Source organism: Streptomyces sp. NPDC008238 (genome assembly GCF_042956445.1).
Taxonomy (GTDB): Bacteria; Actinomycetota; Actinomycetes; order Streptomycetales; family Streptomycetaceae; genus Actinacidiphila.
In genome coordinates this window covers 201,772-216,899 of record NZ_JBIBGK010000006.1, presented here as the reverse complement: position 1 = coordinate 216,899, position 15,128 = coordinate 201,772, and the positions used below count along the sequence as shown (strand labels likewise).

The 15,128-nt window shown below is 71.9% G+C and carries 10 protein-coding genes and 1 pseudogene; 3 read left to right on the top strand and 8 right to left on the bottom strand.

What is annotated here, in order from left to right; genetic code table 11:
- Nucleotides 1–12: 12 nt before the first annotated feature.
- The gene (locus tag ACFZAU_RS16850; protein ID WP_499606119.1) at nt 13–432 is read right to left on the bottom strand and encodes a QcrA and Rieske domain-containing protein; all 420 of its coding nucleotides are present in this window, start codon (nt 430–432) and stop codon (nt 13–15) included.
- A gap of 76 nt (nt 433–508) precedes the next feature.
- The gene (uvrA, locus tag ACFZAU_RS16845) at nt 509–3,436 is read right to left on the bottom strand and encodes an excinuclease ABC subunit UvrA (protein WP_500552767.1); all 2,928 of its coding nucleotides are present in this window, start codon (nt 3,434–3,436) and stop codon (nt 509–511) included.
- A 198-nt stretch (nt 3,437–3,634) separates the two neighbouring features.
- Here uvrA and ACFZAU_RS16840 point away from each other — a divergent pair, with 198 nt between their 5' ends.
- The 3 genes from ACFZAU_RS16840 (at nt 3,635) to ACFZAU_RS16830 (ending at nt 6,415) form a co-directional block, all read left to right on the top strand.
- Nucleotides 3,635–4,366, top strand: a complete 732-nt coding sequence (locus ACFZAU_RS16840) for a maleylpyruvate isomerase family mycothiol-dependent enzyme (RefSeq protein ID WP_500552766.1) — start codon at nt 3,635–3,637, stop codon at nt 4,364–4,366.
- Nucleotides 4,367–4,370: 4 nt separating this feature from the next.
- Nucleotides 4,371–5,027, top strand: coding sequence for an MBL fold metallo-hydrolase (locus tag ACFZAU_RS16835; RefSeq protein ID WP_500552765.1), 657 nt, complete (start codon nt 4,371–4,373; stop codon nt 5,025–5,027).
- An 83-nt stretch (nt 5,028–5,110) separates the two neighbouring features.
- Nucleotides 5,111–6,415, top strand: a complete 1,305-nt coding sequence (locus tag ACFZAU_RS16830) for an MFS transporter (protein ID WP_500552833.1) — start codon at nt 5,111–5,113, stop codon at nt 6,413–6,415.
- An 11-nt stretch (nt 6,416–6,426) separates the two neighbouring features.
- Here the strand turns inward: ACFZAU_RS16830 and ACFZAU_RS16825 are convergent, their stop codons facing one another.
- From ACFZAU_RS16825 to ACFZAU_RS16800, 6 genes and pseudogenes are all read right to left on the bottom strand, one after another.
- Nucleotides 6,427–7,407: a TerC family protein gene (locus tag ACFZAU_RS16825; RefSeq protein ID WP_500552764.1), complete on the bottom strand. Its 981-nt coding sequence runs from the start codon at nt 7,405–7,407 to the stop codon at nt 6,427–6,429.
- A gap of 250 nt (nt 7,408–7,657) precedes the next feature.
- Nucleotides 7,658–9,430 carry a TerD family protein gene (locus tag ACFZAU_RS16820; protein ID WP_500552763.1) on the bottom strand — a complete coding sequence of 591 codons (1,773 nt, stop codon included), beginning with the start codon at nt 9,428–9,430 and terminating at the stop codon, nt 7,658–7,660.
- A 23-nt stretch (nt 9,431–9,453) separates the two neighbouring features.
- The gene (locus tag ACFZAU_RS16815) at nt 9,454–10,032 is read right to left on the bottom strand and encodes a TerD family protein (RefSeq protein ID WP_500552762.1); all 579 of its coding nucleotides are present in this window, start codon (nt 10,030–10,032) and stop codon (nt 9,454–9,456) included.
- Between the two features lie 109 nt (nt 10,033–10,141).
- Entirely contained in the window at nt 10,142–12,238 is a 2,097-nt protein-coding gene (gene uvrB / locus ACFZAU_RS16810) for an excinuclease ABC subunit UvrB (RefSeq protein WP_500552761.1), read from the bottom strand.
- A gap of 86 nt (nt 12,239–12,324) precedes the next feature.
- Nucleotides 12,325–14,486, bottom strand: a pseudogene (locus tag ACFZAU_RS16805) (bifunctional polysaccharide deacetylase/glycosyltransferase family 2 protein).
- 6 nt (nt 14,487–14,492) lie between these two features.
- A complete protein-coding gene (locus tag ACFZAU_RS16800; RefSeq protein WP_500552760.1) occupies nt 14,493–15,032 on the bottom strand; it encodes a hypothetical protein in 540 nt (179 codons plus the stop codon).
- Nucleotides 15,033–15,128: the final 96 nt, after the last annotated feature.

The window sequence follows — 15,128 nt, the reverse complement described above, 5'->3', positions numbered from 1 at the left end:
ATTCCCGCCGTCTCAGGCCCCGGTACCGGCGACGAGCTTGCCGTCCTTGACCTGGACGTCGACCTTGGTCAGCGGCTTGGTCGCGGGGCCGGTGCGGACGGCGCCGGTGGCGGCGTCGAAGACGCTGCCGTGGCAGGGGCAGGACAGCGCGGTGTCCTCCACCTTGTCGCAGGTGCAGCCCTGGTGGGTGCACACGGCGCTGAAGGCCCGGTAGCTGCCCTGCGTGGGCTGTGCCACGACTATCTTGGCCTCGCGGTAGAGCTTGGCACCGCCGACCGGGACCTCGGTGGCCGCGCCCAGCTCGACGGGACCCTCGGGGGCCGCCGCGCCGGGACCGCCGCAGGCGGTGAGGCCGACCCCGGCGACGCCCACGAGGGCCGCGCCCTTCAGGACGGTACGGCGGCAGGGGGGCAGGGCGCTGGTGTCGGCCATGGGGGGCTCCGCTTCGGCACGTAGGGAAAAGAGCTTGAAAGCTGCACCATACGTGCCGAAACCCTGAGCCCCGCCGTCAGGCCTTCGCCGCCGCCCTCTTCCGCGGGGCTGCCCGCTTCTTGGCCGGGACCGGCGGGGCGTCGGAGACCCGCTCGGCGCCCAGGATGTCCCTGAGGAACTTGCCGGTGTGGCTCGCCCCCACGCCCGCGACCTGCTCCGGGGTGCCCTCGGCGATCACCAGACCGCCACCGCTGCCGCCCTCGGGGCCCATGTCGATGACCCAGTCGGCCGTCTTGATCACATCGAGGTTGTGCTCGATGACGATCACGGTGTTGCCCTTCTCCACCAGTCCGGAGAGCACCTTGATCAGCTTGCTGATGTCCTCGAAGTGCAGACCCGTGGTGGGCTCGTCCAGCACGTAGACCGTGCGGCCGGTGGAGCGCTTCTGCAGCTCGGAGGCGAGCTTCACGCGCTGCGCCTCACCACCGGACAGGGTCGTGGCGGACTGGCCCAGCCGGACGTACCCCAGCCCGACCTCGGTGAGGGTGCGCAGGTGCCGGGCGATCGTCGGGACCGCCTCGAAGAAGTCCAGCGCCTCGGAGATCGGCATGTCCAGGACCTCGGCGATGGACTTGCCCTTGTAGTGGACCTCCAGGGTCTCCCGGTTGTACCGGGCACCGTGGCAGACCTCGCACGGCACGTAGACGTCCGGGAGGAAGTTCATCTCGATCTTGATGGTGCCGTCGCCGGAGCAGTTCTCGCAGCGGCCGCCCTTGACGTTGAATGAGAAGCGGCCCGGCAGGTAGCCGCGGACCTTCGCCTCCATCGTCTCCGCGAAGAGCCGGCGGACGTGGTCGAAGACACCCGTGTACGTGGCCGGGTTGGAACGCGGGGTGCGGCCGATCGGCGACTGGTCGACGTGGACCACCTTGTCGACCAGGTCGTCCCCGTCGACACGGGTGTGCCGGCCCGGGACGCCCCGGGCGCCGTTCAGCTCGCGGGCCAGGTGCGTGTACAGGATGTCGTTGACCAGGGTGGACTTGCCGGAGCCGGAGACCCCGGTGACGGCCGTGAAGACACCCAGCGGGAAGGACACGTCGATGTCCCGCAGGTTGTTCTCCCGGGCGCCGTGCACGGTCAGCCGGCGCTCCCCGTCCAGCGGGCGGCGCACGTCGGGGATCGGGATCCGGCGTTTGCCCGCCAGGTACTGGCCGGTCAGCGACTCCTTGTTGCGCAGCAGCTCCTTGAGCGAACCGCTGTGCACCACCTTGCCGCCGTGCTCACCCGCGCCCGGGCCGATGTCGACCACCCAGTCGGAGGTCTTGATGGTGTCCTCGTCGTGCTCCACCACGATCAGGGTGTTGCCGAGGTCGCGCAGCCGCACCAGGGTCTCGATGAGCCGGTGGTTGTCCCGCTGGTGGAGGCCGATCGACGGCTCGTCCAGCACGTAGAGCACGCCCACCAGGCCCGAGCCGATCTGGGTGGCGAGCCGGATCCGCTGGGCCTCGCCGCCGGAGAGGGTGCCGGCCGCGCGGTTGAGCGAGAGGTAGTCCAGGCCGACGTCGACCAGGAAGCGCAGCCGCTCGTTGACCTCCTTCAGCACCCGCTCGGCGATGGTCTTCTCGCGCGCGCTCAGCTTCATGCCGCGCAGGAACTCCGCGCAGTCGCTGATGGACATTGCGGCGACCTCGGCGATGGACTTCTCCTGGACGGTGACCGCCAGGACGATCGGCTTGAGGCGGGTGCCCTCACAGGTGGGGCAGGGCACCTCGCGCATGTACCCCTCGAAGCGCTCGCGGCTGGAGTCGCTCTCGGACTCCGCGTGCCGGCGGCGGACGAAGGGGATCGCGCCCTCGAAGGAGGTGGTGTACGAGCGCTCGCGCCCGTAGCGGTTGCGGTAGCGCACCGCGATCTGCGTCTTGTGGCCGTTGAGCAGGGCCTTCTTCGCGCGCTGCGGCAGCCCCGCCCACGGGATGTCGGTACGGAAGCCCAGCTCGTCGGCGAGCGCGCCGATCAGGCGCTGGAAGTAGTCCCGGGTGTGGCCGAGCGACCAGGGGGCGATGGCGCCCTCGTCGAGGGACTTGTCCTCGTCGGGGACGATCAGCTCCGGGTCGACCTCCATGCGGGTGCCGATGCCGGTGCACTCCGGGCAGGCGCCGAAGGGCGAGTTGAAGGAGAAGGAGCGCGGCTCCAGCTCCTCGAAGGACAGGTCGTCGTACGGGCAGTAGAGGTGCTCGGAGAACATCCGCTCGCGCTGCGGGTCGTCCTCGGGGAGGTCGACGAAGTCCAGGATCACCATGCCGCCGGACAGACCGAGGGCGGTCTCGACCGAGTCGGTCAGCCGGCGCTTGGCGCTCTCCTTGACGGTGAGGCGGTCGATGACCACCTCGATGGTGTGCTTCTCCTGCTTCTTGAGCTTCGGCGGGTCGGTCAGCTGGACGGTCACGCCGTCCACCCGGGCCCGGCTGTAGCCCTTGGTCTGCAGGTCGGAGAAGAGGTCGGAGAACTCGCCCTTGCGCTCGCGCACCAGCGGCGAGAGCACCTGGAAGCGGGAACCCTCCTCCAGCTCCAGCACCCGGTCCACGATCGCCTGGGGCGACTGCCGGGAGATCGGCCGGCCGCACTCGGGGCAGTGCGGCTTGCCGATGCGGGCGAAGAGCAGGCGGAGGTAGTCGTAGACCTCGGTGATCGTACCGACCGTCGAGCGCGGGTTGCGCGAGGTGGACTTCTGGTCGATCGAGACCGCGGGCGACAGACCCTCGATGAAGTCGACGTCCGGCTTGTCCATCTGGCCCAGGAACTGCCGTGCGTACGAGGACAGCGACTCCACGTAGCGACGCTGGCCCTCGGCGAAGATCGTGTCGAACGCCAAGGAGGACTTGCCCGACCCCGAGAGGCCGGTGAACACGATGAGCGAGTCCCGTGGCAGGTCGAGCGAGACGTTCTTCAGATTGTGCTCGCGAGCGCCACGGACGGTGAGACGATCGGCCACGCCAGTGCGCACCTTTCAAAAGGCAGACAAGGGGACAGCACCCCCAGACAGCCTAAACGGGGCGCCGACGAGTTTTCTTCCGGTTGTGTTGACACCGAGCCTATAGCACGCACATTCGATTTCCGGCATCGGTGCGGCAGCTTCACCCGAATGAGTGTCCCGCGCTAGCGTCTCGGTGGAGAAGTCGATCAGGTCCGACCAGGAGGCCCCGTGTCTGTCCAACGACCCGACCCCGACCACGATGCGGCCGAACTCCGAGAGGCCACCGAACGACTGATCGAGACCGTGGCCGCCATGCCCCCCGCGTGCGTCGCCGAGCCGTCGCGGCTGCCGGGCTGGACCCGCGGCCATGTGCTGGCCCACCTCGCGCGCAACGCGGACTCCCTGGTCAACCTGCTCGTCTGGGCCCGCACCGGCGAGGAGACCCCGCAGTACGAGAGCGGCGAGCGCCGGGAGAAGGACATCGAGGCGGGCGCCGGCCGCACCCTCGCCGAGCACCTCGACGACCTGCGGACCTCCGCCGACCGGCTGGCCCTGGCCATCGAGGAGCTGCCGCCGCAGAACTGGGCCGCGCAGGTCGTCATGCGCTCCGGCCGGGTGACCGCCGCGGCGGAGATCCCGTACCTGCGGCTCTTGGAGATCTACTTCCACCACGTCGACCTCGGCCTGGAGTACACGTGCGCGCACCTCCCCGAGGACTTCGCGGCGCGGGAGCTCGGCGCCATCATGGACGACCTGTCTGGCCACGAGGGGGTCGCCGCCGTGCGCATCCACGACACCGAGAGCGGCGAGAAGTGGGTGATCGGCGCCGCCACCGAGCCCGAACTCACCGTCGACGGGCCCCGGCACGCGCTGCTCGCCTGGGTCAGCGGCCGCTCCGACGGCGACGGCCTGTCCGCCCGGCCCGACGTGCCGCTGCCGGTGCTGCCGCCACTAGGCTGACGCCATGACGTACAGCGGCGAGGTCACGGTCGGGGGCGCGCCCGACGTGCACGAACTCAAGGACCTCATCATCACCAAGGTCGCGGTCGGCCCCATGGAGAACAACGCGTACGTGCTGCGCTGCCGCGCCACCGACGAGCAGCTGCTCGTCGACGCGGCGAACGACGCGCACACGCTCCTGGAGGTCGCCGGCAACGACGGTCTCGCGTCCGTCGTCACCACCCACCGCCACGCCGACCACTGGCAGGCGCTGCGGGCCGTGGTCGACGCGACCGGCGCCCGCACCTACGCGGGCCGCCACGACGCCGAGGGGATCCCCGTCCCCACCGACGTGCCGGTCGAGGACGGCGACCGGATCCAGGTAGGCCGGGTCGAGCTCACCGCCCGGCACCTGGTCGGCCACACGCCCGGCAGCATCGTCCTGATCTACGACGACCCCCACGGGCACCCGCACATCTTCACCGGTGACTGCCTCTTCCCGGGCGGCGTCGGCAACACGCACAACAACCCGGACCACTTCACGAGCCTCTACGAGGGGGTCAAGGCCAAGCTCTTCGACCGCCTCCCGGACGAGACCTGGGTCTACCCCGGTCACGGCAAGGACACCACGCTCGGCGACGAGCGCCCCCACCTCGACGAATGGCGCGAACGGGGCTGGTGACGGCCCCGGTGGCGGCGCCCCCGCGGGGCGCCGCCACCCCCGCGCACCGGGGTCGTTGGACCCATGTGCGCACCTCACCCTCCATGGCCCGGATCGCCGCCGCGTCGGCGGCCGGGACCGCGATCGAGTTCTACGACTTCTTCGCCTACGGCACCGCGGCCGCCCTCGTCCTCGGACCGCTGTTCTTCCCCGACGCCTCGGCGCTCGCCGGCACCCTTGCCGCGTTCGGCACCTTCGCGGTGGGCTTCGTCGCCCGGCCGCTCGGCTCGGTCCTCTTCGGCCACATCGGCGACCGCGTCGGGCGCCGCCCGGTGCTGGTCGGCTCCTTGCTGCTGACCGGGCTGGCGACCACCGCCGTCGGCTGCGTCCCTGGGTACGCCGCGATCGGCCCGGCCGCGCCCGTGCTGCTGGTGGCCCTGCGCTTCCTGCAGGGGCTGGGGCTCGGCGGCGAGTGGGGCGGGGCGGTGCTGCTCGTCGCGGAGCACGCGCCGCAGCGGCGGCGCGGACTGTGGGCGAGCCTGCCGCAGACCGGTCCCGCCGTGGGCTTCCTGCTGGCGAACGGGATCGTCCTCGCGCTCTCCGCGGGACTGAGCGACGACGCCTTCCGTTCCTGGGGCTGGCGGGTGCCGTTCTGGGTGGCGGGCGTGCTCGCGCTGGCGGGGCTGGCCCTGCGCGCCGCGCTGCCGGAGACCCCCGCGTTCGCCGCGGCCGCGCGGCGCGGGGAGCTGTCGCGGGTGCCCGTCTCGGAGCTGCTGCGCGGGCACGGGCGCCTGGTGCTGCTCACGACGGGCGCCATGGCGTGCGGCTACGCCGTCTTCTACACGGTGACGACCTGGTCGCTGGCGTACACCACGGAGCACCTCGGCATGGACCGTACGGTCGTGCTGGGCTGCGTCCTGGTGGCCGTCCTGCTCAAGGGGGCGCTGACGCCGCTGGTGGGTCTGCTGGGCGACCGCTTCGGGCGCCGGCGGATAACGCTGGCGGGTACGGCGGCGATGGGCGTGGTGGTCTTCCCTTACGCCGCCCTGCTCGCGAGCGCCTCGCCGGTGGCGATCGCCGTGGGGTCCGCCGCGGAGCTGCTGGCCTTCATCTCGGTCTTCGCCGTGGTGAGCGCCTATCTGCCGGAGCTGTACCCGCCCCGCGTGCGCTGCACCGGCGCCGCCCTCGGCTACAACCTCGGCGGCGTCCTGGGCGGCGCCCTGACACCCATCGTGGCGACCCGGCTGGCGGCGGGCTCCGGCACGCCGTGGCCCGTGGCGGCGTACGTCGCGGCGGTGGCACTGCTCAGCCTGGGGTGCTTCGCGGCACTGCCGGAGACCCGGGGCGCCGCCGCGCCGGACGTGACGACGGGGCGCGCGGCGGACCGCCGCGCACCCCGTCCGGGCTGAGGGGCCCCGGGTCAGACGTCCACGTGCTCCTCGTCGCGCTTCTCCTCGGCCGCCTGCTTCTTCGACGCCATGAGGCTGGTGACCGTGGTGACGGCGAGGACCACGACGATGAAGCCGAGGGAGAACGGGATGCTGATCTCGGGGACGTGGACCCCCGCCTCGTGCAGGGCGTGGAGCACGAGCTTCACGCCGATGAAGCCGAGGATGATCGACAGCCCGTAGGAGAGGTGGACCAGCTTCTTCAGCAGACCGCCGATGAGGAAGTACAGCTGCCGCAGGCCCATCAGCGCGAAGGCGTTGGCGGTGAAGACGATGTACGGGTCCTGGGTCAGGCCGAAGATCGCCGGGATGGAGTCCAGCGCGAACAGGACGTCGGTGGTGCCGATCGCCAGCATGACCACCAGCATCGGGGTCATGATCCGCTTGCCGTTCTGCTGGATGAAGAGCTTGGTGCCGTGGTAGCGGTCGGCGACGCCGAAGCGGCGTTCGGCGGCCTTGAGCAGCCGGTTCTCCTCGAACTCCTCGTCGTGCTCCTCGGCCCGGGCCTCCTGGACCAGCTTCCACGCGGTCCAGATGAGGAAGGCGCCGAAGATGAAGAAAACCCAGGAGAAGCTGGCGATGATGGCGGCGCCGGCGGCGATGAAGGCCGCTCGCAGGACGAGCGCGATGAGCACGCCGAAAAGCAGCACGCGCTGCTGGTACTGGGACGGCACCGCGAACTTCGCCATGATCAGGACGAAGACGAAGAGGTTGTCGACACTGAGCGACTTCTCGGTGATGTAGCCGGCGAAGAACTCGCCCGCGGGCTGCCCGCCGGCGAAGAACAGCAGTCCGAGCCCGAAGATGGCGGCCAGGACGATCCAGACGATGGTCCAGGCGCCGGCTTCCTTGACCGACACGTCATGGGGCTTGCGCCCGATGAAGAAGTCGGCGGCGATCAGGGCGCACAGACCGGCGATGGTCAGCACCCAGAGGGTCAGGGATACATCCACGCGATGCCTCCGGCAGATGGGCTGGCAATTGTCAGCGTTGTCGCTGCCGGAGGTCTCTTCCACCCGGGCCCGTGGGCCGGGGCCGGTGACCCGGGGCCGTTCCGGCCCGTGATGACGGGTGCACCGCACTGCAGGGAGTACTCCCCTCCGCGTAAAGAAGAGTACATGAAATCCCAAGGAAAGGTAAAGAGAGTAAAGTGATGGTCAATCAGGACGGCGGACCGCTGCCCCGCAGGGCCGGTCGGCGGGGTCAGTGGCGGCCCGGGTCGTAGGTCCGGCGCGCGGCGGCCACCTGCCGCAGCACCTGGAAGAGCACCGCGCTGCCGGCCGGGGCGAGCAGCGGTTCGTACGTCCAGGCGTGGCCGACCCAGGGGTCGGCGAGGTGGTCGTCCGGCTGCGGGGTCAGCCGCATCATCGAGCGCCACAGCGGGTCGAGGAGCGGGCCGTACTCGCGGGCGTCCTCCCGGTCGGCGACCAGCACCAGGTGGACGCCGACCTGCGGGCCCTCGTCGGCGAGGTAGCGCAGCTGGTGGATCGTCCGGTCGTCGAAGCCGTACGGGAAGTCGTTGACGACCAGCACCTGGCGGGCCGGGTCGACGCCCGGGGGCACGTCGAAGGGCACGTCGGCGCGCAGTGCCATCTGCACCAGGTCGACCCGCTGGGTGAGCCGGGCCAGCAGCGCCGCCACCCCCGCGGCACCCGTGGCGGGCGGCTCGCGCAGCGCGCCGGAGTCCGTGAACGGGGCCAGCGCGGTCGCGGCGGAACCCGCCGGGTCGACGACGTGGACGGCGCACTCCCCCGCCGGGTGGGCGGCCAGCAGACGGGCGGCGAGCGCCACGGCCACGTCCACGGCACGGCGGCGGTCCTGGGCGCTGTCCACCCACAGCCCGCGCTCCAGCGGCAGCCGTACCAGCAGGGGGACGCGCAGCTCCGGGCGCTCCGGCAGGTGGAGGTCGCCGAGCCGGACCGCCATGGGCGGCTCGGTGGGGACGCGGTAGCCGTGCCAGACCGGGCTCTCCCAGCCCGCGTAGGGCGGCGGCAGGGCGGGCTCGACCACCTCGGCCTCGGCGATCAGCTGGGCGAGGTCGCGGTCGAGCACGGTACGGGCCCGGTCCACCAGCTCGGCCTGGCGCGCCCTGGCCTGGTCGCGGGCGGCCTCGGCGGCGGGGCCGACGCGCAGGCGCGGGTCGGCGAGGACCGTGTCGAGTTCCTGGTCGAGCCGGGACTCGGCGAACTCGACGGCGCTGCGGTAGGCCGCGATGGTGCGGGCGAGGTCCTCGAACACGCCCCAGACCTGGTTGTAGAGCCGTTCCTCCATGCTCCAGCCCGCGGCGTCGCCGGCGACGGGTGAGGACGCGGCGGCCACCGTGTGCGGGACGGAGTCGGCAGGGGCCCCCGCCGGGGGCGCGGGAGGCGGGGTGGGTGGCGGTGCGGGGGCCGCCGGGGGCGGCGTGGTGGGCGCCGGGGGCGCGGGACGTACGGCGTCCGCCACGCGGGCGGCCACGGCGTCCGCGTCGGGACGGGCCAGCCCCTGGTCGCGCAGCAGCTCGGCGAGCCCGCCCGGGTAGCCCTGGCCCAGCGCCCGCACCTTCCAGGCGCCCTGGCGGCGGTAGAGCTCCAGGGCGACGATCGCCGCCTCGGTGCTCAGCCCGGTCACGGTGAAGCTCACGACCGGTGCCCCGTCGGGCCCGGCCACGGTCAGGTGGGGTGCGGGGCAGGCCCCGAAGCGGGTCGGCGCCCCCGCGACCGGCGGCAGCGCCAGCAGGACGTGGACGCGGTCCACGTCCGCCGGGACGGCCGCCAGGTCGGCGGTGAGGCGCTGCTCGGCGGCGAGGCGCACGGGCACCTCGATGCCGGGCAGCCGCGACACCCCGGGGTGGGCGACGGAACCGGGGCCGCTGACGCGCCCCTGCCCGTCGCCCAGCGAGACGCCGGCCACCACCGGGGTACCGGCCGACACCCGGACCTCCAGGGAGGTGCCGGGAAGCGGATGGTTCTGCCCGTGGACCAGCTCGATGGTCATGCCCGCGCCCCCCCTGTGCCCGGTCAGAGCGCCGGCAGGATCGCCGGCATGAGGTCCTGGAAGGTACGGCCGTTGGCCGCGGAGCCGATCGCGGTCATCGACCAGCCGTCACCGCTGCGCTGCACCTTCGCCATGATCTGGGCGGTGTAGCCGCCGCCCCCGGTGAGGGTGTAGCGGGCCAGCTCCTGCCCGTTGGTCTCGTCGACCAGGCGGCAGAAGGCGTTCTGCACCTCCTGGAAGGTCTGGCCCGTGAAGGAGTTGACGGTGAAGATGATCTGGTCGATGTGCACCGGCACCCGCTGCAGGTCGACCAGGATCGACTCGTCGTCGCCGCCCTGCCCGGCACCGCCGACCAGGTTGTCTCCGGTGTGCCGGACCGAGCCGTCGTCGCTGACGAGGTGCCGGAAGAACACCACGTCCACGGGCTGCTTGTCGGCGAAGAGGACCGCGGAGGCGTCGAGGTCGATCTCCCGGGTGCGGGAACCGAAGAGACCGCGACGCGGGGCGGCCTGCCAGCCGAGCCCCATCCGGACCGCCGTGAGGGTCCCCCCGTCCGACTTCTGCAGGCTGATCTTCTGACCCTTGGTCATGTTGACCGTCACGCGCTGTCCCCTCTCAACCGTTTTGCCGTCGTGCGGTTGCTCCGCACCCTATGGGGAGACGCACGGGTAGGGCACCGTGGTTCGGCAAGAGATTCGACAGCGGGTGCGGTCAGGCCACCCCGGCCTCCCGCATCTGCCGCAGTTCCTTCTTGAGTTCGCCCACCTCGTCGCGCAGCCGGGCCGCCACCTCGAACTGCAGGTCCGCGGCGGCCGTGTGCATCTGGTCGGTCAGCTCGCCGATGAGGTCGGCCAGTTCGGCCGCGGGCAGGCTCTTGGCGGCGCGCTTCTCCCCGGCCTTGGCGGACAGCCCCGGCACGGGCGCCTTGCCGCGCGAGCGCTGCCGGCCCGTGCCCAGCAGCTCCTCGGTGTCGGCGTCCTCGCGGGCGAAGGAGTCCAGGATGCCGGCGATCTTCTTCCGCAGCGGCTGCGGGTCGATGCCCCGCTCCTCGTTGTAGGCGATCTGCTTGGCCCGGCGCCGGTTGGTCTCGTCGATGGCCTTCTCCATCGCCGGGGTGATCTTGTCGGCGTACATGTGGACCTCGCCGGAGACGTTGCGCGCCGCGCGGCCGATGGTCTGGATCAGGGAGGTGCCGGAGCGCAGGAAGCCCTCCTTGTCGGCGTCGAGGATGGCGACCAGCGACACCTCGGGCAGGTCCAGGCCCTCGCGGAGCAGGTTGATGCCGACCAGCACGTCGAACTCGCCGGCCCGCAGCTCGCGCAGCAGCTCCACCCGGCGCAGGGTGTCGATGTCGCTGTGCAGGTACCGCACCTGGATGCCGAGCTCCAGCATGTAGTCGGTGAGGTCCTCGGACATCTTCTTGGTGAGCGTGGTGACCAGGACCCGCTCGTCGCGCTCGGCGCGCACCCGGATCTCGTGGACGAGGTCGTCGATCTGCCCCTTGGTGGGCTTGACGATCACCTCGGGGTCGACCAGGCCGGTCGGGCGGATGATCTGCTCGACGACGCCGTCGCCGCGGGAGAGCTCGTACTTGCCCGGGGTGGCCGACAGGTAGACCGTCTGGCCGACCCGCTCCAGGAACTCCTCCCACTTCAGCGGGCGGTTGTCGAGGGCGGAGGGCAGCCGGAAGCCGTGGTCGACCAGGGTCCGCTTGCGGGAGGCGTCGCCTTCGTACATGGCGCCGATCTGGGGCACCGTGACGTGCGACTCGTCGATGACGAGGACGAAGTCCTCCGGGAAGTAGTCGATCAGGGTGGAGGGCGCGGAGCCCGCCTCGCGGCCGTCGATGTGCCGCGAGTAGTTCTCGATGCCGGAGCAGGTGCCGATCTGCCGCATCATCTCGATGTCGTACGTGGTGCGCATCCGCAGCCGCTGCGCCTCCAGCAGCTTGCCCTGCTTCTCCATGACGGCGAGCTGCTCGCCGAGCTCCTTCTCGATGCCGGCGATGGCCCGCTCCATGCGCTCGGGGCCCGCCACGTAGTGGGTGGCGGGGAAGACGTACAGCTGCTGGTCGTCGGTGACGATCTCGCCGGTGAGCGGGTGCAGCGTGTACAGGGCCTCGATCTCGTCGCCGAACATCTCGATGCGGACGGCGAGCTCCTCGTAGACCGGGAAGATCTCGATGGTGTCGCCGCGCACCCGGAAGGTGCCGCGGGTGAACGCCACGTCGTTGCGCGCGTACTGGATGTCGACGAACTTGCGGAGCAGGGCGTCCCGGTCGATCTCGTCGCCGACCCGGAGCCGGACCATGCGGTCGACGTACTCCTGGGGCGTGCCGAGGCCGTAGATGCAGGACACCGAGGCGACGACGACCACGTCGCGGCGGGTGAGCAGCGAGTTGGTGGTGGAGTGGCGCAGCCGCTCGACCTCCTCGTTGATCGAGGAGTCCTTCTCGATGTAGGTGTCCGTCTGCGGGACGTACGCCTCGGGCTGGTAGTAGTCGTAGTACGACACGAAGTACTCGACCGCGTTGTTCGGCAGCAGCTCGCGGAACTCGTTCGCGAGCTGGGCGGCCAGGGTCTTGTTGGGCGCCATGACCAGGGTCGGGCGCTGCAGCCGTTCGATCATCCAGGCGGTGGTCGCCGACTTGCCGGTACCCGTGGCGCCGAGCAGGACGACGTCGTTCTCGCCCGCGCGGACGCGGCGCTCGAGGTCGGCGATGGCGGTCGGCTGGTCGCCGCTGGGCTGGTAGGGGCTGACGACCTCGAAGGGCGCCACACTGCGTTCGATGTCTGATACGGGCCGCATGGGTCAACGGTACGACCCTCCACCGACAACCGGCTCCGACCTGCCCTGATCGGGGCAGGGGCGGGGGAGGGAGGCCCCGGATGCGGTCACCGGGCGGCTCCCGCGGGCGCCTGCGGGGAGCCGACCTCGCCGGTGCGCTCGAGCTTCTGCCAGCGCAGCCGGCCCCCGGTCATGGCTGTGACGCAGGAGTGGATCAGCACGAGGTACATCAGCTGCCGGTAGACGATCTGCTGCAGCGGCAGCATCAGCAGGTGGCGGTAGCGCTCGCGGTCGAGGCGGAAGGCGTACGCGGCGCAGAGCACCTGGACGGACATCAGCCCGGCCCAGGCGAGGAGCGACCTGGCCGGGTCGACGAAGACGGCGCCGTAGACGGTCAGGAGGTCGATGAGCGGCGCGAACAGGGGAAGAGCACGACCAGCGGCATGCCGACGCGCCCGAAGCGTCCCGAGGGCCCCCGGTCCACCAGGGACCGCCGGTGCTTCCACAGCGCCTGCATGGTGCCGTAGCTCCAGCGGTAGCGCTGCCGCCACAGCTGGCCGATCGTGCCCGGGGCCTCGGTCCAGGCACGGGCGTGCTCGGCGTACACCACCCGCCAGCCGGCGCGGAGCAGCGCGATGGTGACGTCGGTGTCCTCGGCGAGGGTGTCGCCGCTCATGCCGCCTGCCTCGAGCAGCGCGGAGCGGCGGAAGCCTCCGGCGGCGCCCGGCACGGTGGGCATGCAGCCGAGCAGGTCGTACATGCGGCGGTCGAGGTTGAAGCCCATCACGTACTCGATGTGCTGCCAGGCGCCGATCACCGTGGCGCGGTTGCCGACCTTGGCGTTGCCGGCGACGGCGCCGACCCGGGGGTCGGCGAAGGGCTGGACGAGCCGGTGCACGGTGCCGGGCTCGAAGACGGTGTCGCCGTCCATCATCACGACGAGGCCGTGGCGGGCGTGCTCCAGGCCGCGGTTGAGCGCCGCGGGCTTGCCCGCGTTCTCCTGGCGCACGACGCGCACCTGGGGCAGACCCATGGCCTCGACGATGCCCGCGGTACCGTCGGTCGAGCCGTCGTCCACGACGATGATCTCCACCGGGTGGGTGCTCGCCGCGAGCGAGCCGACGGTGTTGGCGATGCACTCCTTCTCGTTGTACGCGGGCACGATGACGCTGACCGGTTCCGTGACCGGCGGCCCCCATCTGAAGCGGCGGCGGCCGCGGATCCTGGCGTGCCGGCGGGCGAGGACCAGCATGAGGGCAAAGCGGGCCAGGACGGCGGCGCCGACGACGACGAGCAGCCAGAACAGGACGGGCATCGTGAACTCGGCCAGGGCCACGACGCCGATGAGGGCGCGGCCCTGCCACAGCTCGGCGCCGCCGGAGGGGTGGTTGGCGGTCGTGGCCCCCAGGCTCGCGGTCAGCGTGGTGAAGGTGTAGCCCTGCGCCTTCATGGTGTCGATGTACGTGCCGAGCGCCTCGACGGTCCGGGAGCGGTCGCCCCCGGCGTCGTGGAAGAGCACGGAGGCGCCCTTGCCGTTCCGCGGGGTGGCGTCGCGGACGATGCGGGCGACGCCAGGGCGCCGCCAGTCCTCGCTGTCGGTGTCGACGAAGGCGCTGATGTACCCCTTGGTGCCGAGGTAGCGGTAGACGGGCCAGGTGGTGTCGTCGACGGCGTCGGGCTCGGAGGAGTACGGGGCGCGGAAGAGCGAGGTCGTGATGCCCGCGGCGCCGGCGAGGGCCAGCTGCGTCTGGGCGAGTTCGCGGTCGATCCTGGCCCTGCTCTGGTACGCCAGGTCGACGTGGGAGAAGGTGTGGACGCCGATCTCGCCGCCGGAGTCGACGATGTCGCGGATGAGCCCCGGGTACCGGGCGGCCATCTGGCCCACGACGAAGAAGGTGCCGGGGACGCGGTGTTCGCGCAGCACGGCGAGCACCTTCGGGGTCCACCGGGGGTCCGGGCCGTCGTCGAAGGTGAGCGCGACCGTCTTGGGCGGCAGGGTGTGGCTGACGGGCTCGCCGTCGGCGCCGAAGGTCAGGACGGGGCCGCCCTCGAGGACGGAGGCGGGCACCCGGTCCGCGCTCCCGGACTCGTGGACGCGGTGGTCGTTGCCGATCTCCGAGTGCAGGTAGCCGTCCAGCAGCATCACGCACACCAGCGCGCACAGGCCCAGCACCGCCATGACGAGGCGGGGCCGGGGCACGGCCTGCCGGCCGGCGGACGCCACCTTGTTGATCGCACCGGGTGCCGCGTGCCGGGCCGTCCGCGCCATGCCCGCTCAGTCGTCCCAGCCGTCACCGGGCACCGGGTCGCCGCCCGCGTCGCCCGGGGGGAAGGCGGGGGTGTCCGGCCCGGGCGGCGCGGGGACGGAGGCGGACGGGGAGGCGCCGGCCGTGGGGGTGCGCGGCAGCGTGGGGCGCGGGGATGCGCTCGGCGTCGCAATGGCGCCGGTCCTGCCGGGAGCGGCTGAGGGGGTCGACGATGCCGTGGGGCGACCCCTGGTGGCGGAGGGGGTGACTCCGGCCGCCGCGAACACCGTGGGCGCGGCCGCGGCGCGGGCCACGGGCGCGGGGGCGTGGGGGGCGTCCGGGGCGCGCGGGGCGCGTTCCCGTACGGCCTCGTCTCTTCCATCCGCCTCGGCCTGCACCGAAGCGCCCCCGGGAACCTCCGCGCCGGGAATCAGGGTCTCGGGCGCGAAAGGAGTGCCTCCCGCCAAAGCCACGCCGAGCAGCACGGCATATCCCGCGCAGGCGGCCCCGACGGCCGTTCCGGCGCGCCGGATGATGCGCGCCCGGCGGCCCGACGCGTCGACGAACACGGGCCCTTCCTCCGTGGACCGCCCACGGGGACACGCCCGCCGGGAGAGGGAATGCATGGCCGGAATGCTAGCAGTAAATTCCCTCCAGGAATTCCT

What these genes read in the sequence shown, in the direction of transcription:
- ACFZAU_RS16820 (WP_500552763.1), bottom strand. Translation starts at nt 9,430, where the DNA reads ATGACCATCGAGCTGGTCCACGGGCAGAACCATCCGCTTCCCGGCACC.
- ACFZAU_RS16835 (WP_500552765.1), top strand. Translation starts at nt 4,371, where the DNA reads ATGACGTACAGCGGCGAGGTCACGGTCGGGGGCGCGCCCGACGTGCAC.
- ACFZAU_RS16850 (WP_499606119.1), bottom strand. Translation starts at nt 432, where the DNA reads ATGGCCGACACCAGCGCCCTGCCCCCCTGCCGCCGTACCGTCCTGAAG.
- ACFZAU_RS16830 (WP_500552833.1), top strand. Translation starts at nt 5,111, where the DNA reads ATGGCCCGGATCGCCGCCGCGTCGGCGGCCGGGACCGCGATCGAGTTC.
- uvrB (WP_500552761.1), bottom strand. Translation starts at nt 12,238, where the DNA reads ATGCGGCCCGTATCAGACATCGAACGCAGTGTGGCGCCCTTCGAGGTC.